The following is a 23153-nucleotide window of genomic DNA, read 5'->3' on the forward strand; positions in this document are numbered from 1 at the left end:
TAGGCCCATGGGCACACGCAGCCGCTGGGGGGCGGTATTGGCCGCAGCTTTGGCGATCGGGCTCACCGCATGCGGTGGATCGACAAGCACACCGGCGACGACGGGCAGCGCAAAGGACGCAACGACATCGGCTAACGCGGGCGCAGCGGCCGCTCCCACCAGCGGCGCCTCCAACAAGCAGACCTACTCCGTCACCCGCTCGACCGCCGGGGATGCCACCACGGACGGCAAGGGCCGCTGGACGCTGGTCGTGGACACCATCACCGGCGGTGATCCACGAGTCGCGAGCGCGTTCAACAGCGCGGTGCACGCGTCGGCGGCCGGTCAGCTCGGACCGGTCAAAGGCGACGCCGACCCGGACGGGACGTGGACCTTCGAGACCCAGCCGCAGATCTACTTCGGCGGCGCCTCGGTATCGGAGCTGATTTCCGGGCTTTATGTGCACGTACCGTCGGCACATCCGACCAGCTCCATCAGCACGGTGGTGATCGACTCACGGACAGCCAAGCCCATCACGCTGGCCGACCTGTTCACCGATAAGCAGGCCGGCTTGAATCGGCTGTCGGACCAGACGAAGGCGCTGCTACCCGCGGTGAGCGGCGTCGGCCCGACGCCGATGCCGGACGAGCCCGGTAATGCGCCGACGGAGGCGAACTTCGCCAACTGGATCCCCACCCCCGAGGGGCTGGAACTCCACTTCGCCGACTACCAGTTCTTCCACGGGACGCCGACGATCACAGTGCCGTGGTCGGCACTGGACGGCCTGCTGGCGCCGGGGATGGACGCCCTGCGGACCTAGCTAGTCGAAATCCCCGCCGCCGTTGCCGCCGTTGCCGCCGGGTGCCGTCTTGGACACCTGGACCAGGAACTCGTAGTTGTTCTTGGTCTTGCGCAGCTGACTCATCAGCAAGTCGATCGCCTGGTGGCTGTCGAGGCCCGAGAGCACCCGGCGCAGCTTGTGCACGACCGCGAACTCGTCGGGGCTGAGCAGCAGCTCGTCCTTGCGGGTACCCGACGGGTTGACGTCGACCGCGGGGAACACCCGGCGCTCGGCGATCTTGCGGTCCAGCTTGAGCTCGGCGTTGCCGGTGCCCTTGAACTCCTCGAAGATCACGGTGTCACCGGTCGAACCGGTCTCGACCATGGCCGTCGCGATGATGGTCAGCGAGCCGCCGTGCTCGATGTTGCGGGCCGCGCCGAGGAACCGCTTGGGCGGGTACAGCGCGGTCGAGTCCACACCACCGGACAGGATGCGCCCGGACGCCGGGGAGGCGTTGTTGTAGGCACGGCCCAGGCGGGTGATCGAGTCGAGCAGCACAACGACGTCTTTGCCCTGCTCCACGAGGCGCTTGGCGCGCTCGATGGCCAGCTCGGCGGCCTGCGTGTGATCTGACGGCGGGCGGTCGAAGGTGGAGGCGATGACCTCGCCCTTGACCGAGCGCTGCATGTCGGTGACCTCTTCAGGTCGCTCGTCGACCAGGACCACCATCAGGTGACACTCGGGATTGTTGCGGGTGATCGCGTTCGCGATGTCCTGCATGATCGTGGTCTTACCGGCCTTGGGCGGCGACACGATCAGGGCGCGCTGGCCCTTGCCGATCGGCATGATCAGGTCGATCACGCGAGTGGTCAGCCGATCGGAGGTGGTCTCCAGGCGCAGCCGCTGATTCGGGTACAGCGGCGTCATCTTGGTGAAGTCCGGCCGATTCTTGGCCGCCTCGACCGGGCCGCCGTTGACGCTGTCGAGGCGAACCAGCGGGTTGAACTTCTGGCGCTGGTTGTTCTGCTCGCCCTCCTTGGGCACGCGGACCGCGCCGGTGACGGCGTCGCCGCGGCGCAGGCCGTTCTTGCGGACCATGTTCATCGAGACGTAGACGTCGTTGGGCCCGGCAAGGTAGCCCGACGTGCGCACGAACGCGTAGTTGTCGAGCACGTCGAGGATGCCGGCGACCGGCTGAACGACGTCGTCCTCGCGAAGTTCGGCGTCGTTGACGCCGCCCTCGCCGCCGGTACGCTCGCCACGACGGCGACGGTCCCGGAACCGGCGGCCGCGACGGCCCTGGCGGCTGTCGTCGTCATCGTCGTCGCGGTTCTGGTTGTCGTCGCGGTTCTGGTCATCGCGGTTCTGCTGGTTGCCGCGGTTCTGGTTGTCGTCGCGGCCCTGCTGGTTGCCACGGTTCTGCTGGTTGCCACGGTTCTGCTGGTTGCCGCGGTTCTGCTGGTTGCCGGACTGCTGGTTGCCGGACTGCCCCTGCCCGCCTTGCTCTGCGGAGTCACGGTTGTCCTGGCGGTTCTGATTCTGGTTGTCCCGCTTTTCGCCCTGCTCGGAGTGGTTGTCCTGCGATTTCTGCTGCTCGGCGTTATCAGCGGCGTCGGCGGCGGCGGCGCCGGCTTGGCGGGTGGCCGTCCGGCGCTCACGGCGCCGCGGCTCGCCACCGTTGGATTAGATGTTGCTCTTGTTCTCGCGGGGCTCACTTGCCTGCTCGGCAGGCTGCTGGACGGGCTGCTCGGCGGGCGCCTGGCCGGCATCGGCCGGACGCTGGTCTGCGCCGTTGCCGCCGTTCTGGTGCTCCTTGATCGCGGCGATCAGATCGCCCTTGCGCATCCCGGAGGTTCCCTTGACACCAACTCGGTTGGCCAGGGCACGAAGCTCGGGCAGGACCATCGTCGACAGAGAGCCAGCCGGGCCGGCGTCCCCACTGGCAGCGGCCGCCGGCCGAGAATCAGGCGCCGAGGGGATTTCTGCGGTCACGGCGGGCGCGTCCGTCTGCGAGGCGCGCTCTCCAGCCGTGATCAGGTCCGTATCGGTCACGGATTTCCTTTCTTTCCCTCGCCGTTTCGTAGGGGCAAGGGGTTCTGGCATTCAGCCGATTCGCTGAATGCGAAGTCTCACCATCGTCTGTGCGTCAACGGTGATCGCCGGGATTCGCGGCAACATGGCGAACCGTCAGTCCACGAGTTGAACACAAGAGAAATTGGTGGTCGTCCTAGTGTCGGCGCAGGAACCGTCGCTGCGATTGCCGGGACGGGACCGAGAATAGCCCCCTTAACCGCTGGAAAGCAAGAATCCCTTACCGGCGTGTGCGCAACTCAACGTCTGACCGCGACACCTGAACTCCAGCGAACTGCCTCGCCGACGCCCATCTCGCTGACGGTGAATCCTACGGCGGTGCCGAACTCGATGGCCTCGGCCGGCAATTCCGCGCTGGTGGAAATCGCCAAAACTGCCGGACCAGCACCCGACAACACCGCCGCTACCCCGCAACGTCGCAGCACCTGCACGTATTCCGCCGAAGCCGGCATGGCCGGGGCGCGCTGAGGCTGATGCAAAACATCGTCGGTGGCCGGCATCAGCAAGTCGGGCCGCTCCGTGAGCGCGACAACCAGCAACGCTGCGCGGCTCAGGTTGAACCGGGCGGCCTCGTGCGTGACGTGGTCGGGCAACAGCACCCGCGTCTCGGCGGTCGACGACCGCACCTGCGGGATTCCCGGGAACAGATGAATGTCGGGATGCAGGCGCAAGGCCGCCGCGGAGTACGTCGGCGGCATTGCCTTGGCGTCGACCCACGACACCACTGCACCGCCGAGAACCGCCGCGGACGCGTTGTCGGGGTGCCCCTCGAACTCCGACGCCAGCTGAATCAGCTGCGCTTCGGTAAGCGGCTCCCGATCCGCTTGCGCCAGAAGACCATTCGCCGCCGCAAGACCGCCCACGACCGCCGCGGCAGAGGAGCCCAGACCCCGCGAGTGCGGGATCGCGTTACGGCAGCGCACGACCAACCCGGGGACGTCCGCGCCGCCGGCCGCCAGCCCGCGATGCAGTGCCCGAACCACCAGATGCTCGGGGGTCAGCGGTACCTGACCGGCCCCCTCCCCCTCGACCTCGACGATCAGCCCGGCGTCAGTGGTCTCGACGAGGATCTCGTCGTACAGGGCCAGCGCCAGGCCCAGGCAATCGAAGCCGGGGCCGAGGTTGGCGCTGGACGCCGCGACGGTGGCGCTGGCACTCAGTCCGGTGGGCAGATTCAGGGTCACCGACGATCCGTCTCTCAGACCAGGCCCAGCTCAGCGACCACGGCACCGGGGTCGACAGCGACAGGTTTGACCGTCGGCATATCGCGAAGTGCGGTGTCGGGATCCTTGAGGCCATTACCGGTGACGGTGCAGACCACGGTCGAGCCGCGCTTGACCCAGCCGTCTTCGACCGATTTGAGCAAACCGGCGATGCTGGCGGCCGACGCCGGCTCGACGAACACCCCCTCGGCCTCGGCAACCAGGTGATATGCCGCCAGGATCTCCTCGTCGGTGGCCGCCAGGAAGCGGCCTCCCGAATCGTGCTGCGCGGCGACGGCACCGTCCCACGAGGCCGGCGAGCCGATGCGGATCGCGGTGGCGATGGTCTCGGGGTTGCTCACCGGCTTGCCGGATACCAGCGGTGCGGCCCCGGCGGCCTGCGTACCCAGCATCCGGGGCAGCTTGTCGGTCAGCCCGTCGCGGTGGTACTCGGTGTAGCCCTTCCAGTACGCGGTGATGTTGCCAGCGTTGCCGACCGGCAGGGAATGCACGTCCGGCGCCGTCCCCAGGGCATCGACGATTTCGAACGCAGCGGTCTTCTGACCCTCGATGCGTACCGGGTTGACGCTGTTCACCAGCGCGATCGTCGGGTAGTCGGCGGTGAGCTTGCGGGCCAGCTCCAAGCAGTCGTCGAAATTGCCGTCGATCTGAATGATCTTGGCGCCGTGCATGACTGCCTGGGCCAGCTTCCCCATCGCGATCTTGCCCTGCGGGATCAGCACCGCACAAGTGATGCCGGCCCTGGCGGCGTAGGCCGCCGCCGAAGCCGACGTGTTGCCGGTCGAGGCGCACAGCACCGCCTTCTGCCCGCGCGCGACGGCGTCGGTGACGGCCATCGTCATGCCGCGATCTTTGAAGGATCCGGTGGGGTTGAGGCCTTCGACCTTCAAATACACTGTGCAACCAGTCTTTTCAGACAGTCGCGGCGCGCTGAGCAGCGGAGTGCCACCCTCGAGGAGGGTGATCGGCGTCCAATCCGGTGCCACCGGGAGCCGGTCGCGGTAGGCCGCGATCAGTCCGGGCCACGGGGTGTGCACGGCAGACGATTTCGTGGAGCTCATTCGCTGGTTCCCTCCAGACGCAGCACGCTGTTCACTTCTTGGACGGCGTCGAGATCGGCCAGGGCCGCGACGGTCTCGGACAGTGCGGCATCGGTCGCCAGGTGGGTCACCACCACGATCCGCGCACCACTGCCGTCACTGATGCCTTCCTGGCGAACCTCGGCGATGCTGACCCCGCGGTTGGCGAATTCGGCCGCCACCGAAGACAACACGCCAGGACGGTCGTTGACCGTCATGCTGACGTAGTACCGGGTCGTGATGGAGCCCATCGGGGCGATCGGCAACTGGGCATATTTCGATTCCCGCGGCCCGCGACCACCCTGTACCCGGTTGCGCGCGGCCATCACCAGATCACCCATGACCGCCGATGCCGTCGGTGCGCCACCCGCACCCTGGCCGTAGAACATCAACCGGCCGGCCGCTTCCGCCTCGACGACGACCGCGTTGAAGGCTCCGTTGACCGTGGCCAGCGGATGGCTCAGCGGCACCAGCGCGGGGTACACGCGCGCCGAAACCCGTTGCTGGCCATCACTTCCAGTGACACGCTCGCAGATCGACAGCAGCTTGATGGTGCAACCCAGCGCCTTGGCCGACTCGAAGTCCTCCGGCGTGATCCTGGTGATGCCCTCGCGGTAGACGTCGTCGGCGGTGACCCGGGTATGGAAGGCGATGGAGGCCAGGATGGCGGCCTTGGCCGCGGCGTCATAGCCCTCGACGTCAGCGGTGGGATCCGCCTCGGCGTAGCCGAGGGCACTGGCGTCGGCCAGTGCGGAGTCGTAATCGGCTCCAGTGGAAGACATTTCAGACAGGATGTAGTTCGTGGTGCCGTTGACGATGCCCGCCACCCGCAGCACGGTGTCGCCGGCCAGCGACTGGGTGAGCGGCCGGATCACCGGGATGGCACCAGCGACCGCTGCTTCGAAATACAGGTCGACATGGGCACGTTCGGCGGCTTGGGCCAACTCGCCGGTGGACTGGGCCAGCAGTGCCTTGTTGGCGGTCACCACCGACTTTCCACCCTCGAGCGCCGTCAGGATCGCCTTGCGGGCGGGCTCGACGGGGCCCATCAACTCGACGACGAGGTCGACGTCGGCACGGGAAACCAGTTCCTCGACGTTGTCGGTGAGCATCTCCACCGGTAGACCTCGGTCGCCGGCGACGCGCCGCACCGCCACACCGCGCAACTCCAGCGGCGCACCGATGCGTGCCGCCAGGTCAGGCGCGCTCTCCTGGATGATCCGGGCAACCTCACTGCCGACATTGCCCAGACCCAATACCGCGACCCCAATGGCCTTCTCGGGTGTACTCATTGTGCTGTTACCTCACTTCCAGACTCAGCAGGTCGTCGATGGTCTCCCGGCGCAGGATCAGGCGAGCCCGCCCGTCGCGCACGGCCACCACAGCGGGACGGCCGATCAGGTTGTATCGACTTGACATCGAATAGCAGTAGGCGCCGGTCGCGGCCACCGCTACCAGATCACCAGGCTGGACGTCGCCGGGCATCCAAGCGTCGCGGACGATGATGTCGCCACTCTCGCAATGCTTTCCGACCACCCGCACCAATATCGGCGCGGCGTCGGTGACTCGGGAGACCAGCCGGACGTCATATTCGGAGCCGTAGAGCGCCGGGCGGATGTTGTCGCTCATGCCGCCGTCGACGCTGACGTAGCGCCGGGTCTTGTCCGACCCGATCACCACGTCTTTGACCGTGCCGACCTCGTAGAGCGTGACAGTCCCCGGCCCTGCGATCGCCCGACCGGGCTCGACGACCAGCCGCGGCGCGGGCAGGCCCACAGCCGCCGACTCGCTCTTCACGATCGCCTCGAGCTTGGCTGCGAGATCCTCGATAGGCGGCGGATCATCCTGCGGCAGATAGGAAATGCCTAGTCCCCCACCAAGATCCACGGTGGCGATCTGAGCAGTCTTATCCACCCCGAACTCGGCCACCACGTCCCGCAGCAGACCGATCACCCGGTGCGCGGCCAATTCGAAGCCCGCGACGTCGAAGATCTGCGACCCGATGTGGCTGTGCAGACCGACCAGACGCAGGTGATCGGTGGCGAAGACCCGACGCACTCCGACCATGGCGGCACCGCTGGCCAGCGACAGCCCGAATTTCTGGTCTTCGTGGGCGGTCGCGATGAACTCGTGGGTGTGCGCCTCCACGCCTACGGTGACCCGAAGCAGCACGTCCTGCACCACACCGGCTTCGCCCGCAACGACGTCGAGACGCTCGATCTCGGCCATCGAGTCCAGGACGATGTGACCTACGCCGGCCTTGACCGCGGTCGTCAGTTCATCGACCGATTTGTTGTTGCCGTGGAACGCGATTCGCTCGGCCGGAAATTCGGCATGCAACGCGACCGCAAGCTCGCCGCCGGTGGCGACGTCAAGCGAGAGACCCTCTTGCTCTACCCAGCGCGCAATCTCACTGCACAGGAAGGCCTTTCCTGCATAGTGCACGTTGTGGCCGCCGCCGAATGCCGCAGCGATCTCGCGACAACGGGCACGGAAGTCGTCCTCATCGATCACGAACAGCGGCGTGCCGTACTCGGCGGCCAGGTCCGTCACGGTCACGCCGGCAATCGCCACTTCGCCATCGGTGCCGCGAATAAGGTTGCGCGGCCACACATTCGGTGCGAGCGTCAGCACCTCAGCAGCAGTATGCGGCCGTGCTGGGGCGCCGCCGTGGTGCATCTCCTCGGCGTGGCGTGGGCCTGCGGGGTGAGCGTTCACATCCGCTCCGGTGCCGAAACTCCGAGGATGCCAAGACCGTTGGCGATCACCTGACGAGTCGCCGCGCACAACGCCAGCCGGGCCTGATGAAGGCTGCCCGGTGTCTCATCACCCATCGGCAACACCCGGCAGGAGTCGTAGAACCGGTGGTAGTCGCCGGCCAGATCCTCGAGATAACGGCACACCCGGTGCGGCTCGCGCAGCGAGGCACCGGCTTTGAGCACACGGGCAAACTCGCCGAGGTTGCGGATCAGCGCGCCCTCTTTGTCGTGGGTGAGCAGTTCCAGATGCGCGGTGTCAGGCGCCAGGCCGAGATCGGCGGCGTTGCGAGCCAGCGCCGAGAGCCGAGCATGCGCGTATTGCACGTAATAGACCGGATTATCGTTCGACGCCGAGGACCACAACTGCAGGTCGATGTCGATCGGGGTGTCCACCGAGGAGCGGGTCAGCGCGTAGCGGGCGGCGTCCACGCCGATGGCCTCGACCAGGTCGTCGAGGGTGATCACAGTGCCGGCCCGCTTACTCATCCGCACGGGCTGGCCGTCGCGCACGAGGTTGACCATCTGACCGATCAGCACCTCGACGGTGTCGGGGTCGTCTCCGAGGGCCGCGGCCGCGGCCTTGAGCCGGGCGATGTAGCCGTGGTGGTCGGCCCCGAGCATGTAGATGCAGAGGTTGAAGCCGCGTTCACGCTTGTCCAGGTAGTAGGCGAGGTCGCCGGCGATGTAGGCGGGCTGGCCGTCACTCTTGATGACGACGCGGTCTTTGTCATCGCCGAATTCCGTTGTGCGCAACCAGGTTGCGCCGTCCTTCTCGTAGATGTTGCCGGTCTGCCGCAGCTTGGCGATGGCCTGGTCGACCCGCCCGCTGGTGTGCATCGAGTCTTCGTGGGTGTACACGTCGAAATCGGTGCCGAACTCGTGCAGCGACTTCTTGATGTGGGTGAACATCAAGTCGACGCCGATGGAGCGGAAGATCTCCTTCTGATCGTCACCGCTCAGACTCAGCGCGTCGGGGGCCTTGGCCAGCACCTGGTCGGCGATGTCCTTGATGTAGTCGCCCGCGTAACCGTCCTCCGGCGCCGGCTGGCCGGTGGCCGCCGCGATCAGCGAGTTGGTGAATCGGTCGATCTGGGCGCCATGGTCGTTGAAGTAGTACTCGCGCACCACGATGGCACCCTGAGTGCTCAACAGCCGGCCCAGGGCGTCACCGACAGCGGCCCAGCGGGTGCCGCCGATGTGGATGGGTCCGGTCGGGTTGGCCGAGACGAACTCCAGGTTGATGTTCTGGCCGTCAAGCAGTTGCGAGGTGCCGTAAGCCGCCCCTGCACCCAGGATGTTCTGCACGATGACGCCCTGCGCCGAGGCTTCGATGCGCAGGTTGACAAAGCCGGGGCCGGCCACCTCTGCGGCAGCGATACCATCGGCGGCGGTCAGCGCGGCGGCAAGCCAGCCGGCCAGCTCGCGGGGGTTGGCGCCGACCTTTTTGCCCAGCTGAAGAGCCAGGTTGGTCGCGTAATCGCCGTGCTCAGGGTTGCGCGGGCGCTCGACAGTCACCGTCGCGGGCAGAGCGGCGGGATCCAGGTCATGCTCGGTGAGCACCGCGGCAGCGGTGGCCCTGAGCAGCTCGGCGAGGTCGGCGGGTGTCACGAGGGTCCATCCTATGGTCTGGCGTGGTCAGCGCCCGAATCCGCATACCCCGGCGGGCAGGAGCGCAGCGGCCCGGGAATCATGCCGGCATATCGGGGGCTCGGCCGCAGGCACTGAGCAGTCGTTCTGATGCGTTAGGCTGTCTGAGCCCAACGGCGCAGCTGTCATCTGCGCCCCCGTAGCTCAGGGGATAGAGCGTCTGCCTCCGGAGCAGAAGGCCGCAGGTTCGAATCCTGCCGGGGGCACCCACGTTCTCGCACCGGCATCGAGATTGGACGTCGGGGAAGACAAACCCGATGGACTTCCTCCCTGACGCCCGCCTGGCCGCAGACGACGACGATCGTCGCAACCCCGCCGGATGCCACCACACAGCTACGGACCCCGTCGATTCCCGGCGGCGTCACTGGTCTCCTCGTCGGAAACGGGACACAACCATTCGTCACGATCGAACCGCTTGAGCCGTACGCGTGAAGCTCACGCCACGCAGTGACATAGCGTGCTGCCCCCACATCCCACCGGGGAGGCAACGACTTTGGTGGTCTAGCGACTACTGTTCTGCTGATTGGCCGACGAGGTACCGCTACCTATGAGCCGCGGCAAATATCTGTTAGAAGACTGTCAGCAGTGGGTGGCGTCCGGTAGGTTCCAATCCAGCAAAGACACTTACAGCAACGGAGATGTCGGTGGGTCGGGTTCGAGACGGACGCAACGCGGCGCTTGGCGCCTTGGTTGCGAGCGCACTCGCGGCCGGGGCATTCACTCCGACACCAACCGCCAATGCGTCGTGCATCTCAGCATTCGGCTTGAACAACGGCAACGGCTGCACAAGCAACCTGACCACGCTCGCGATCGCGATCGGCGACGGCGCAGTGGCGAATGCCGGCAATGCACTGTTCGGCGGTGCTATTGCGATCGGCGACCACGCCAACGCCATCACCAACATCGCGGCATTCATGTTGGCCGGGGCGTTCGGCGCCAACGCGACGGCGGCGACCATGGGGGCGGCGCTCGGACTCAACTTGCAATTCGGCGCCGGTACCGCGTCCACGCTCGGCGGCATCCTCAACTTTGTCCTCGGTATCTCAGACGGCATCACGGCCAATACCACGGGTGCCATCGGCCTCGGCAACGTCGCGATTCAGCTCGGGGCGGGCACGACGTCGACGATCGGCGGCTTCAACACCGCGATCGGCCTTCCCAACGGTGGCAGCGGGACTCAAGAAACCGGCGCCGCCGGATTGTTCAATCTTTCCTTGCAGATCGGCGCGGGCACGGTCACGACCGTCGGACTCCTCAATCTCGCCTTCAGCATGTTGCAGAACGGCGGGGGCCTACAAAGCACTGCTGCGGGCGGCATCGGCGCATGGGCCCTCAACTTTTTGGGCGACGCCGGCTCGGTATTTGCCGAAGGTTTCTTCACCACTGCGGCGAACATTCTCGGCACGAACACCGTCGCGGTGGAGGGCCTCTTGAGCGCGGCCGTCAACTTCATCGGAAACGGCAACGTGGTACAGATGTTGTCGCAGACCGGCTTCCCGGTGGTGCTGGGCCTGGTGATGAACTCGTTCGGCATCGACAACACCCTCAAGGCCCTGAACGGCCCGTTGTCGTTCGTGGTGTCGTTCAACCAGGAGCTCCAGACGCTCCTCCTCAAGGGCCCCGGCATCAACATCAACAACTTCCACCTTCCGAAGTTCTCCTTGTCGGCCGGAGCCGGCAGTTCGAGTAAAAGCGGGGGAAGCTCCTCGACCAGTGGGTCCGGCGGCTCGATGGAGGGCCTCGGGCACAGCGCACGACAAGGGACGTCCTTGAGCGCGACGACCACCGCAGCCGCAGCCAGCGCCGAGAAAACTACGACTACGACCGCGGATGCCACGCCGACCGCGTCAGGCGGCACGGCCACGTCGGGCGACAGCACCACCACGAACGTCAGGGCGGCCGCCGGTCGTCACCGCGCTCCCGACACCGCCAGCAGCAGCACCGATAGCGGTACGACAGCCACCGCAGCCGGAGGCCGTCACCGGAAGCCCGACTCGGCAAGCGCCTCCAGCGACAGCGGCACGAACTCCAGCTCCGCGCACGGCGGCGGCGTCGGCGGAAAACACCGCAAGCAGTAGCTCGATACGGGTCCGCATCGCGCAACGCGGCCCAGCCGAATTTGGCAAAGCACAGTGCTGAAGACTCAAACGTTGCCACCACACTCACTGCAGGTGATGGGACAGTGGGCCGAGGCTGATCAGCCGATTAGGCAACGAGTACTCGGCGTCAACACCCGGGAGTGCTGGACCCTGCGCCTCCCGGACCGTCACCTAACGTAATGAGCTGCGGACATATGGCTTTCGCGGGCCAGCCCACCCTCTCGGATGTGCACGTCCGCCGTAGACAATTCATCGGCACCCAGGAGAGAATCTGTCCAATCACTGGGAACGCTGAGTGATTATCGGCGAGAAAAGCTGTAAGCTCCATCCGCGTCAGGTACGGTCCTATCCAGCAAAGTTGCCTCAAGGTTGCAGGGTTGTAGATGAGTCAGGTTCGCGCAAGAGGTGGCGTGCTGCTTGGCGCCTTGGTTTCGGGCGCCCTCGCGGTGAGCACTCTCGGCGAAGCCCCTCCCGCACACGCAAGCTGCGTATCCATTTTCGGTATCGGCAATGGCGGCGGTTGCACCAGTAACCTGACCAGCTTCGCGATCGGGATCGGCGCCGGTGCAACCGCGAATGCTGGCAATGGGTTTTTGAGCGGCGCCATTTCGCTGGGCAGTAACGCTGTCTCTGCGACCACATTCAGCGTGATGAGCTTCGCGGTGGCGGTCGGCGATAACGCCAGAGCATCGGTACTGCCCGGCCTTCTGAACCTCGCCTGGCAGGCGGGGGCCGGCAGCTCGGCTGCAATGGGTGCCCTGAATTTTGCGATCGGCATCCTGAACGGCACGGGCGCTCAATCGACAGGCGCGGCCGGAGTCGGCAATATCGCGTTGCAACTCGGGCCGGGAATCATGACGAATATCGGCAGCCTCAATCTCACCATTGCCGGCGCGTCCGGCGGTGCCGGGACCAAGACCACCAATGCCGGCGGCTTCGGCAACTTGGCGGTCAACTTCGGCGACGCGGGCACCGTGTGGGTGGAGGGCTTCTTGAGCTCCGTCACGAATATTCTGGGCGACAGCGTCGTCAAGGCGCAGGGCATCTTGACCGCCGCGGGAAACCTTTTGGGCAACGGCAACCTGGTTACTTCGGTGGGCCCCTTTCCGAACACCACACTGAGCCTGGCGTTCAACTTCTTCGGGGACAACAACACGGTGACGGCCGGGTGGGGTCCGTTCGCAATCGCGGGGTCAATCGCCGAGAGCCTCAAGACCATCGTCCAATCGTTGCCCGGCATCAGAATCAATGGCATCACTGGCGCTGGGGCTGCGTCGGTCGCAAGCACTAAGAAAACCTCGGCTGCGGCGGCGTCCAGCACAACCAGTACCGACACCACCACGACGGCATCGGCAGCCGACACCACCGCTGCGTCCTCCAAGCGCGGTCTCGGCCACAAGCCGACCGCCGGCGCGGCCAAGTCCGCCGCCAGCGGCAGTAAGTCCGGTTCCGGCGTCGCCGGCAAGAAGGCCCGCTAAGACCTACGTCGGCTCACGTCGACGCCGTCCGATTCACCGGCCGGATTTCCGCGTGAACCGACGTCAACAGGCATAACCGCGTATTCGCCGTCGGTCGAAAAGCCGGGCAATCGGGAGTTTGCCCAGACTTGGCATCAGGCATTGCTACCATGACACCCTGAGGGCACTAGCAAACTTGGGAGCACACCATGGCTGCACGGCATCGCGGGTCGAACCGTGCGACGTCCAAGGCACGCAGAACCACTGCCCGCCACAGCACACAGCAGCGGCACAGCAAACTCTCATCATGGCTGGGCACAGGGGCTCTTAGCGTCGCTGTTTGCGCTTCGCTGACCGGCGCCACGGGGGTCGCCCAGGCCGACTCCGGAAGCGGCGATTCCTCCCCATCGAGCCACAGCAGCACCGGCCCCAAAGTGGGAAGCACCGGCCGGTCCGCAACTCCGAAACAGCCCACCAGCAGCTCCAAGCCGGTCCTCACCGGCGGATCCACCTCAACGAAACAGGCGCCGTCCGCGGCGGCTAAAACTGTTCAGGACTCGGCGTCCGCGGCCGCCACAGAGTCGGCCTCCGCGACACAGTCTGGCGCCGCGCAGTCGGCCAGGACCTCGACAGGCGCAATCGCCGCAGCGAGCACACTGGCGGCCGATTCCCCCACTCCGCCGCCAAACCTCACCCTGTCGGACGTGATCGCAACGGTCGTTGCGTACGCCAAATCGGCAGGGGACGGCAGCAACGTCCTGATCAGTCTCCAGGAGATCGTCACGGCCGTGGCGACCAACCAGTGGCAGGGCCGCGCGATCATCGGCAACGGCGCGAACGGGACAGCGGCAAGCCCTGATGGACAAGCCGGCGGCTGGTTACTCGGCAGCGGCGGCACGGGATATTCCTGGACCTCCGTAACGTGCACCGACTCTGCGGGATGTGCCGGCGGAAACGGCGGCAGCGCCGGGTTGATCGGCAACGGCGGCAACGGCGGTAACGGTGCGAACGGTGGGGCTGGCGGCGATGGCGGCTCGGCGATCCTGGTCGGATCCGGCGGAAACGGCGGTCTCGGCGGGTCCAACTCGGCCGACGGCGGGACTGGCGGCAACGGCGGCAACGGCGGGTCGGCTGGCCTGATCGGCGGCAACGGCGGCAACGGCGGCAAGGGCGGCGACGGGTCGACCGGCGGAGACGGCGGCACTGGCGGCTCGGTCATCAGCTTCGGATTCGGCTACTTCTTGGGTGCGTATTTCCCAGGAAGCATCGTCGCCGGACGAGGCGGAGACGGCGGCACTGGCACGAACGGCGCGGGCGGCAACGGCGGTGCAGGCGGCGCGGCCGCACTCAGCAGTGACCCCACGTGGAGCTATCTGGTCACCCTCGCGGGCGCGATCACCGGATTGACCGCTCCCGGCACGGCGACCGGCGGCAACGGCGGCAACGGCGGCGGCGGCACCACCAACGGTGGACAGGGTGGCGACGGGGGTTTCGCGTACAACTACGGATCCGGTGCCGCGATCGGCGGCAACGGCGGTAACGGCGGTAACGGGACGACTGCCGGCGGTGCCGCCGGCACCGGTGGGACCGCCTCGGCGACTACCGGCACGGCCACCGACGGCTCAAACGGCAGCAACGGGACGCCCTAGAGGCGAGGGCGCTCAAACGTCCAGGCGGGCGAACTGCTTCGCCTGGTACATGGCCACCGAGCTTTGTCGCCTGAGCTTGCCGCTGGTGGTGACCGGAATCGACCCCGGTCCCACCGGAACGACGTCCGCCGCCGCGATGCCGTGCACATTCGAGATCGCCGTGGTGACGTCCCGCTTGATGTCCTCAACCTTTTGCCGGGCTTCCTCGTCGGAATCGCCGCGCTTTCGGATTTCCATCACCACCACGAGCTTCTCCACGCTGTCGTCCGGAACCGCGATCGCCACGCACCGGCCGCCAGTCACGTCCGTGACCGTAGCCTCGATGTCGTCGGGGGCATGGTTGCGGCCATAGATGATCAACAGATCCTTGATCCGGCCGACCACGAACAGCTCTCCCTCGGAGAAGAAGCCGACGTCGCCGGTCTTCAGCCAGGGGCCCTCGGGCGTGCCCGCCGATGGCGCCACAATCGTGCCGCCAAAGGTGCGTGCGGTCGCCTCGGGGTTTTCCCAGTAGCCGGAGCTGACGTTGTCGCCGTAAGCCCAGATCTCGCCGGTCTGCCCCTCGGGAACTTCGGTGGAAGTCTCCGGGTCGACGATCCGCAAGACCGGGGAACGCGGGCTGATGGGACCGTCGTAGCTGATCAGCGGCGTGCCGTCCGCGCTGTCGACGCGCTTGGCCTGGCCGGCCGCCAGCGCCTCGGTGTCGAAGTGGACGACCCTGATCGGGTCTTCCGGCTTGGGGGTCGACATGTAGAGGGTGGCCTCCGCCATGCCGTAGGACGGCTGGATCACGTTCTCGTTGAGGTTGAAGCGGGCGAACCGGTCGGTGAAGCGCTTGATCGTGGCGGGCTGAACCCGCTCGGCGCCGCTTTGGATGGTGTGCACGCCGCCGAGATCAAGGCCTGCCATGTCCTCGTCGGAGGTCTTCCGCGTCGCCAGGTCGAAGGCAAAGTTCGGTGCCGCGGTGAATGGGCACGGATGGGTCGCCAGCAACTGCATCCAGCGGGCTGGCCGCACCAAGAACGAGGTCGGGCTGGTGAGCACCGCACTCGTGCCCAACACGATCGGTGAGCACACCCCCAGGATCAGTCCCAGGTCGTGGAAGAACGGCAGCCACGACACGAACGTGAGGTCCGGCGGGGTGACCCCCGCATGCCGCGAGTAGTCCGTGGTGATCTGCTGCAGATTGGTCAAGAGATTTGTGTACGAGATCTTCACGCCGGCCGGCGACCGGGTCGAGCCGGAGGTGTATTGCAGGTACGCGGTGTCGTGGTAGTTGTCGCTCTCGTACATGACACCGCCCCGCGTCGGAGCGTCCAGATCCAGCAAATCGACCTCAATGATGGCCGGCGGTGCTTGCCCGGGCTGCGGGACGATGCTCCGGCTCACCTCAGCCACGACAGGAGACGTGGTCAGAACGGCGACCGGCAATGCGTCGCGCAGCACCGATTCGACCCGCTCGTCGGTGACGCCTCCCATCGGGACCGACAGCGGGACCGGGATCACCCCTGCGTGCAGAGAGCCGAGGAAAGCAACGATGTATTCCAGTCCCTGGGGAGCGATGATCATCACGCGGTCGCCAGGTGACGCGCAGTGGCTGAGCTCACGGGCCAGGTTGGCCGCACGCCGATACAGCTGGGGCCACGTCAGACTGGTCGGGACGCCGGCCCAGTCCTGGTCGTAGTCGATAAAGGTGTAGGCCGTGTCGTCCGGCTGCAGGCTGGCGCGTTCGCGCAACAGAGCCGGAATCGAGGCCTCAATCGCCTGTGTCACGGCAAGCAAGCTATCAGTCGGCACCGCCGCTGTACCTTCGAACCCAGAAGTTGAGTGACGCTTCCGTCAACACCTGCACTTAGCTGCGAATCAAGCAAACTTGACCCGTAACGCTGCGTCTGCGTCAATAATTGCCTTGCCTGGGTCGGGGGAACCAGAGCGGGCCAAGGCGACGAACTCATCGCTGAGTCGTTGCTGTGAGGAGAGGGATGGTTTCTTTCGGTGCGATCGATGATCGGGCAAGCGACTCGGGCACGGCGAAACCCCCGGCGACTATGAGCACCAAGTCGACCACTGCGGTCGCTGTCATCGGTATGGCATGCCGGCTCCCCGGCGGAATCGACTCTCCCGAGCAGCTGTGGCAGGCGCTGCTGCGTGGCGACGACTTCGTCACCGAGGTGCCGCGCGAACGTTGGGACAACGACGAGTACTACGACCCCGAGCCCGGCGTGCCGGGACGGACGGTATCGAAGTGGGGAGCCTTTCTCGACGACGTCGCTGGCTTCGATGCCGAGTTCTTCGGCATCAACCCGCGCGAGGCCGCCGCGGTCGATCCTCAACACCGGCTGCTGCTCGAGACCTCCTGGGAGGCCATGGAGCACGCGGGGCTCACTCCGGAAGCGCTGAAAGACTCACTTACCGGCGTCTTCACCGGGCTGTCGCATTACGACTACCAACTGATCTCAGCGGACTCCGACGCCATGGAGGGCCCGTACGGCTTCTCGGGCAACACCTTCAGCATGGCGTCGGGACGCATCGCCTACACCCTGGGCCTCCATGGTCCTGCGCTGGCAGTCGACACCGCATGTTCGTCCGGGCTGCTCGCGGTGCACATGGGCTGCCGCAGCCTGATCGATGGCGAAAGCGATCTCGCACTCGCCGGCGGCGCCTACGTGATGCTGGACCCGCGTAAGTACGTCGCGGGAACCGCGGCAGGTCATCTCTCCCCCACTGGGCGCTGTCATGCCTTCGACGTCGCGGCCGACGGCTACGTGGCCGGCGAGGCGTGCGCGATGGTGCTCCTCAAACGGCTGCCCGATGCCTTGCGGGACCGTGACCGGATCCTCGCGGTCATCCGCGGCACGGCCGCCAACCAAGACGGCCGCACGGTGAACATCTCCACGCCGTCTGTCACCGCCCAGACCGCGGTGTACCGGGCGGCCCTGGCTGCCGCGGACGTCGATGCGGCCAGTATCGGCATGGTCGAGGCACACGGCCCGGGAACACCGGTGGGCGATCCGGTCGAATACGCCAGCCTGACTGAGATATACGGCGTCGACGGGCCGTGTGCCCTCGGCTCGGTGAAAACCAACTTCGGCCATTCCCAGTCGGCCTCGGGTGCCATCGGCCTGGTCAAGACGATCCTCGCGCTGCGGCACGGTGCCGTCCCCCGCAACCTGCACTTCACCCGCCTGCCCGATGATTTGGCCCGGATCACCACGAATCTCTTTGTGCCCCAAGAGACCACCGCATGGCCGACGAGCGGCGAGCAACCCCGCCGCGCGGCGGTGTCGGCGTATGGCGTGTCGGGGACCAACGTCCACGCCATCCTGGAGCAGGCTCCCACCGTGCAGGAGTCGCCGACCACCAACGCAGACGCCGGCGACGCACCGACCGCGCCCCTGGTGTTCCCGCTGTCGTCGTCCTCGCCAGAGGAGTTGCGGCGCACCGCAGGCCGGCTGGCCGACTGGGTGAACGAACACGACGACGTGACATTGCCCGACATCGGCTACACGTTGGCGCGACGACGTGCGCACCGACCGGTACGCACCGCCATCCATGGCCGCAACCGGGCGGAATTGACCGAGTCGCTACGTGCTGTCGCCGACGGCGATTACCCCTATCGCACGGCGGTCGGTCACGATGACCGCGGGCCGGTGTGGGTGTTCTCCGGCCAGGGCTCGCAGTGGGCTGGGATGGGTGCTCAGCTGCTCACGACCGAACCGGTGTTCGGCGCAACCGTCGCGCGCATCGAGCCGCTCATCGCCCAGGAGTCCGGGTTCTCGGTGACCGAGGCGCTCGGCGCCCTAGAGGTGGTCTCCGGCAACGACCGGCTGCAGCCAGCCATATTCACGATGCAGATTGCGCTGGCGGAAACGATGAAGGCCTACGGCGTGCGTCCAGGCGCTGTCATCGGACATTCGATGGGTGAGGTCGCTGCGGCGGTGGTAGCGGGCGCGCTGTCACTCGAGGACGGGGTGCGGGTGATCTGCCGGCGCTCGCGGCTGATGACCACCATCGCCGGCTCGGGGATCATGGCCTCGGTGGATCTGCCTGCCAAGCAGGTGCTTTCGGAACTGACGCTCGGCGGCATCAAGGACGTCGTTGTCGCGGTGGTCGCCTCGCCGCAGTCCACGGTGATCAGCGGTGCGGCAGAGACCGTCCGCGAACTGATGGCAACCTGGGAACAGCGCGATCAGATGGTCCGTCAGGTCCTCATCGACGTTGCGCCGCACTCTCCCCTCGTCGATCCGATCCTCGACGAACTGACGCAGGTGCTTGCCGACGTCAAACCGCTGAGCCCGACGGTTCCCTTCTACTCGGCGACCGGGTTCGACCCGCGCGAGGAACCGTTGTGCAACAACAAGTATTGGGTGCGCAACCTGCGCACCACGGTGCGGTTCGCCGCGGCGGTGCGGGCCGCGCTCGAGGACGGCTACCGGGTCTTCGCCGAACTGGCGCCGCACCCGATGCTCATGCAGGCGGTGGAGCAGACGGCCGCCAGTCTGGACATGTCGCTGGTCACCTTGGCCGCGATGCGCCACGCGCAGGATCAGCCGCACGGGCTGGAGTCCTTCGTCGCGGATCTGCACAGCGGGGGCGCCGCGATCGATTTCTCCGTGCAGTATCCGGTTGGGCGGCTGGTGGATACTCCGCTGCCGACGTGGACACGCCGTCGATTGTGGCTGGATCGCACAGGTCGAGAGTCCCCGTCCCACGGCGCCTTCACCGTGTCGGTGCATCCCATGCTCGGTCCGCACGTCCGCCTGCAGGAGGAGCCGGAGCGCCACGTGTGGCAGGCCCAGGTCAGTACCGCAGCCCAGCCGTGGCTGGCCGATCACACAATCCGCAACGTCGCGGCGCTCCCCGGTGCAGCCTATTGCGAGATGGCATTGGCGGCCGCCGGAGCCGTATTGGGCAGCTCCGCCGAAGTCCGCGACATCCGCTTCGAACAAGCGCTTCTACTCGACGAGCACACCTCGGTCGGCGCCACGGCGTCGTTGTCGTCCCCGGGCGTCGTCGAGTTCGTCGTGGAGTCGGACCAGGGCGGCACAAAAGTGCGACAGGCCAGCGCGATCCTGCAGACCGCCGGCGACGACCAACCGGCGGACTACGACATCGCGGCGCTTCGTGCCGCGTATCCGCATCGCGCGGACGGGGACGAGGTGCGCTCGGGTCTCGAGCGGCACGGTGTGCAATACGGTCCGGCGTTCAGCGGTCTGACTGCCGTCCACACCGGCGAGGACGCGGCCGGTGCGGTGCTGGCCGAAGTCGCGCTGCCCCGGGAGATCCGGATTCAGCAAGGTGCGTACGGCGTGCATCCTGCGCTGCTGGACGCCTGCTTCCAGGCGGTCGGCGCAAGTCCGCGCGTTCGGGCGCTGAGCGAGGGGGTGCTGGGATTGCCGCTGGGCGCGGGTCGGCTGCGCGCCTATGGCTCGACCCGCAGCGCCCAGTATTGCTATGCGCGGGTCACTCAGGCGGATGCCTCCGGCATCGAGGCCGACATCGACGTGCTCGACGATCACGGCGCAGTGCTGCTAAGGGTGCACGGGCTGCGATGCGGCACTGGAGAATCCGAGGAGGCACAGCAGGATCGGATCTTGCGCGAGCGGCTGTTGACCGTCGAATGGCAGCAGCGCCAGCTACCGGTACCAACTCATTCCGACGCGAGAACCTGGCTGCTGATCAGCACCACCTCCACCGCAGACCTGATCGGCACCACGCTGGCGGATGCCCTGAAAACCCAAGGGGCCCAATGCAGCACAATGTGCTGGCCGCCGAATGCCGACCACGCCGCCACTGCCGAGCAGCTGGCCGGACACCTGCGCTCCGGCGACGCCGCCGGCGTGGTGATCCTCACCGGGCAGAAGACCACAGACAACGATGACCAGTCCCCGTTGGCGGGCCGTGAGTACGTCCAGCACCTGACTCGCATCGCCCGCGAATTAGCTGGGACGTCAGGCCAGCTGCCGCATCTGTTCGTGGTCACTCGCTCCGCCCAAACCGTACTGACAGGCGATGTGGCCAACCTGGAACAGGGTGGGCTGCGCGGCCTGGTGCGGGTGATCGGCACCGAACATCCGCATCTGAGCACCACCCAGATCGACATCGACGACGACACCGACGCCGAGCAGCTGGCGCGGCACCTGCTCAGTGGCTCCGGGGAGGACGAGACGGCCTGGCGTGGCGGGTCGTGGTACACGGCGCGGATGACGTCCAGCCCCCTGCACCCCGACGAGCGGCAGACCGTCTTCGCCCACAACGACTCCGACGGGATGCGTCTGCAGATCCGCACACCCGGCGATCTCCAGACGCTGGAACTGGTTGCGTGCGAACGTGTTACGCCGGGCCCAGGACAGATCGAGGTCGCCGTCGGCGTATCCAGTATCAACTTCGCCGACGTACTGGTGGCGATGGGCCTGTTCCCGGCCATCGACGGTGCGTTACCGGAGCTGGGGATGGATTTCGCCGGTGTGGTCACCGCGGTCGGACCTGACGTCACCGATCATCGGGTCGGAGACCGGGTGGGCGGGTTCTCGGCGAACGGCTGTTGGGGCACCTTCGTCACCTGCGACGCCAGGCTGGCCGCCACGGTTCCGGACGTTCTCACCGATCATCAAGCCGTAGCGGTGGCCACCGCTACGGCGACCGCCTGGTACGGGCTGCACGATCAGGCCGGTATCGGCGCGGGTGACAAGGTGTTGATCCACTCGGCGACCGGCGGCGTCGGCCAGGCCGCCATCGGTGTCGCGCGTGCCGCAGGTGCCGAGATCTTCGCCACCGCTGGCAGCGAAGAGCGCCGGCAGATGTTGCGCGACATGGGCATCAAGCATGTCTATGACTCCCGTAGCATCGAGTTCGCCGAGCAGATCCGCCGTGACACCGATGGCTACGGCGTAGACATCGTGTTGAACTCACTGACCGGTGCGGCCCAACGCGCCGGATTCGAACTGTTGGCCATCGGCGGACGTTTCGTCGAGATCGGCAAGCGCGATGTCTACGGCAATACCCGCCTCGGGCTGTTCCCGTTCCGGCGTAACCTGACGTTCTACTACGTCGACCTCGCGCTCATGTCACTGAGCCATCCTCAGCGGATTGGGGACTTGCTGCGCACGGTGTATCAGCTTGTGGCGGACGGTGACCTGCCTCCGGCCAAGCACACCGACTACCCACTGACCGATGCCGCCACCGCAATCCGGGTGATGAGCGCAGCCCAGCACACCGGCAAGCTCCTGCTCGATGTCCCTCGCACGGGCGCCAGTAGCGTCGTGGTGCCGCCGGAGCAGGCCAAGGCATTCCGCCGCGACGGCGCCTATCTCGTCACCGGCGGTCTGGGTGGTCTGGGCTTGTTCCTGGCCGAGAAGATGGCCATCGCCGGCTGTGGACGCATCGTGCTGACGTCTCGCTCGCAGCCGACGCTCAAGGCACTGGAAACGGTCGAACTGATCCGCGCGATGGGCGCCGAAGTCGTGGTGCACTGCGGCGACATCGCCGACCCCGCCACCGCGCAGCGGATGGTGGAGGCCGCGACGGCCACCGGCCTGCCGGTGCGAGGCGTGCTCCACGCCGCAGCGGTGATCGAGGACGCGACACTGGCCAACATCACCGACGAGATCATCGAGCACGACTGGGCGCCAAAGGTTTACGGTGCATGGAACCTGCACAATGCGACCGCCGATCAGCCCGTGGACTGGTTCTGCTCGTTTTCCTCGGCGGCCGCATTGGTGGGATCGCCGGGGCAGGGGGCCTACGCCGCGGCTAACAGCTGGCTGGACTCCTTCACCAGGTGGCGGCGAGCCCGCGGACTTCCGGGCACCGCGATCGCCTGGGGCGCCTGGGGGCAGATCGGGCGGGGGACGGAGCTCGCCGAGAGTGTCGGTGCCGCTATCACTCCCGACGAAGGCGCGTACGCACTCGACGTGTTACTTCGCTACGACCGCGCCTACACCGGGTACGCGCCGATCATCGGCTCCCCCTGGCTGACCACCTTCGCCCAGCGGAGCCCGTTTGCCGAGGCCTTCCGGTCGAACGTGCAGAGCCCCACCGGCGCAAGCAAATTGCGCGCAGAGCTCAGCGAACTGCCCAGACAGGACTGGCCCGCGCGGTTGCGGCACCTGATCTCCGATCAGATCAGCCTCATCCTGCGTCGCAACGTCGAGCCCGACCGGCCTCTCGCTGAGTACGGAGTCGACTCGCTTGGAGCGCTCGAGCTGCGTACCCGCCTGGAAGCCGAAACGGGCATCCGACTGAACGGGAATGAACTGGCAGTCGGCACGGTCCGCGGCCTGGCCGAGCTGCTGTGCGAGAAGCTGGCACCAACTAACAGTGAAGCGACGGCGTAGGCGGCACCACGACGCCGCCACCGCGGCAGCGTCAACGGCACGCCCTACGGGAC

11 protein-coding genes, 1 tRNA gene and 2 pseudogenes are annotated in these 23153 nt (G+C 66.7%); 6 read left to right on the top strand and 8 right to left on the bottom strand.

All coding sequences use genetic code 11. The annotated features are described in order from the left end of the window. Window positions 1-7: 7 nt before the first annotated feature. A complete protein-coding gene (locus CG716_RS27470) occupies window positions 8-799 on the top strand; it encodes an RsiV family protein (protein ID WP_165774327.1) in 792 nt (263 codons plus the stop codon). On the opposite strand, the pseudogene rho reads toward CG716_RS27470, so the two are convergent. The 7 genes and pseudogenes from rho to argS form a co-directional block, all read right to left on the bottom strand. Then, a pseudogene (rho, locus tag CG716_RS27475) lies at window positions 800-2128 on the bottom strand (transcription termination factor Rho); the annotation flags it as partial. Between the two features lie 416 nt (window positions 2129-2544). After that, window positions 2545-2812 (bottom strand): annotated as a pseudogene (locus CG716_RS31405) (Rho termination factor N-terminal domain-containing protein); the annotation flags it as partial. Between the two features lie 278 nt (window positions 2813-3090). Continuing rightward, the gene (gene thrB / locus CG716_RS27480) at window positions 3091-4035 is read right to left on the bottom strand and encodes a homoserine kinase (protein WP_094484306.1); all 945 of its coding nucleotides are present in this window, start codon (window positions 4033-4035) and stop codon (window positions 3091-3093) included. Window positions 4036-4049: 14 nt separating this feature from the next. Further along, window positions 4050-5135, bottom strand: coding sequence for a threonine synthase (gene thrC / locus CG716_RS27485; RefSeq protein WP_094484307.1), 1086 nt, complete (start codon window positions 5133-5135; stop codon window positions 4050-4052). Then, a complete protein-coding gene (locus CG716_RS27490) occupies window positions 5132-6445 on the bottom strand; it encodes a homoserine dehydrogenase (RefSeq protein WP_094484308.1) in 1314 nt (437 codons plus the stop codon). The genes thrC and CG716_RS27490 overlap by 4 nt, the downstream gene beginning before the upstream one ends. Window positions 6446-6452: 7 nt before the next feature. After that, window positions 6453-7871: a diaminopimelate decarboxylase gene (gene lysA / locus CG716_RS27495; protein WP_094484309.1), complete on the bottom strand. Its 1419-nt coding sequence runs from the start codon at window positions 7869-7871 to the stop codon at window positions 6453-6455. Then, complete coding sequence (gene argS, locus CG716_RS27500; RefSeq protein WP_094484310.1) at window positions 7868-9520, bottom strand: arginine--tRNA ligase; 1653 nt, start codon at window positions 9518-9520, stop codon at window positions 7868-7870. The genes lysA and argS overlap by 4 nt, the downstream gene beginning before the upstream one ends. Before the next feature lie 172 nt (window positions 9521-9692). On the opposite strand from argS, the gene CG716_RS27505 reads away from it, so the two are divergent. The 4 genes from CG716_RS27505 (at window position 9693) to CG716_RS31190 (ending at window position 14764) form a co-directional block, all read left to right on the top strand. Then, window positions 9693-9765: transfer RNA gene (locus CG716_RS27505), tRNA-Arg, on the top strand. A gap of 438 nt (window positions 9766-10203) precedes the next feature. Next, window positions 10204-11637, top strand: a complete 1434-nt coding sequence (locus CG716_RS27510; protein ID WP_133067033.1) for a hypothetical protein — start codon at window positions 10204-10206, stop codon at window positions 11635-11637. Window positions 11638-12041: 404 nt separating this feature from the next. Next, window positions 12042-13136 carry a hypothetical protein gene (locus tag CG716_RS27515; RefSeq protein WP_133067034.1) on the top strand — a complete coding sequence of 365 codons (1095 nt, stop codon included), beginning with the start codon at window positions 12042-12044 and terminating at the stop codon, window positions 13134-13136. A gap of 683 nt (window positions 13137-13819) precedes the next feature. Further along, window positions 13820-14764, top strand: coding sequence for a PGRS repeat-containing protein (locus CG716_RS31190; protein WP_165774328.1), 945 nt, complete (start codon window positions 13820-13822; stop codon window positions 14762-14764). Between the two features lie 12 nt (window positions 14765-14776). Here the strand turns inward: CG716_RS31190 and CG716_RS27525 are convergent, their stop codons facing one another. Next, window positions 14777-16537 (bottom strand): AMP-binding protein, encoded by a 1761-nt coding sequence (locus CG716_RS27525; RefSeq protein ID WP_094484319.1) that lies wholly within the window; start codon window positions 16535-16537, stop codon window positions 14777-14779. A 275-nt stretch (window positions 16538-16812) separates the two neighbouring features. Here CG716_RS27525 and pks2 point away from each other — a divergent pair, with 275 nt between their 5' ends. After that, window positions 16813-23100 (top strand): sulfolipid-1 biosynthesis phthioceranic/hydroxyphthioceranic acid synthase, encoded by a 6288-nt coding sequence (pks2, locus tag CG716_RS27530; RefSeq protein WP_234818069.1) that lies wholly within the window; start codon window positions 16813-16815, stop codon window positions 23098-23100. Window positions 23101-23153: the final 53 nt, after the last annotated feature.

Origin of the sequence: Mycolicibacterium sphagni, from assembly GCF_002250655.1 — a bacterium.
GTDB lineage: Bacteria > Actinomycetota > Actinomycetes > Mycobacteriales > Mycobacteriaceae > Mycobacterium > Mycobacterium sphagni.